This window comes from Paraburkholderia sp. J63, from assembly GCF_905220245.1.
Lineage (GTDB): Bacteria > Pseudomonadota > Gammaproteobacteria > Burkholderiales > Burkholderiaceae > Paraburkholderia.
Window position 1 is genome coordinate 1 of record NZ_CAJMZF010000213.1, and the last position, 293, is coordinate 293.

Annotated in this window: 1 pseudogene; it reads left to right on the plus strand. The window is 72.0% G+C overall.

What is annotated here, in order from left to right:
• Positions 1 to 226 (plus strand): annotated as a pseudogene (locus U5775_RS39230) (putrescine ABC transporter permease PotI); the annotation flags it as partial.
• Between the last annotated feature and the right edge of the window lie 67 nt (positions 227 to 293).

The following is a 293-nucleotide window of genomic DNA, read 5'->3' on the forward strand; positions in this document are numbered from 1 at the left end:
TCTCGGCCTGAATCCGGAGATGAACGCGCTGGCCACGCTCTTTATCAGCGCAGTGACGATCGGCGTGATCGCCGTGAACCAGTTGATGTCGGCACGCGAGCGCAAACGCATGCGCGACATGCAGCAGGCCCTCGTGCAGCCCGATGCCTCGGAAGCGCTGCAGGGCGCCGTGCAGGGCGCACCGGCCGGTGCGGTCGGCACGCCGCTCGGCCGGCGCGCGGCCTGATCGCAGTCCGCAGAAGCGGCGCGCGGCGCGCGCCGCGAAGCAACGCCCGGCCGATCAGGGGAGCCCG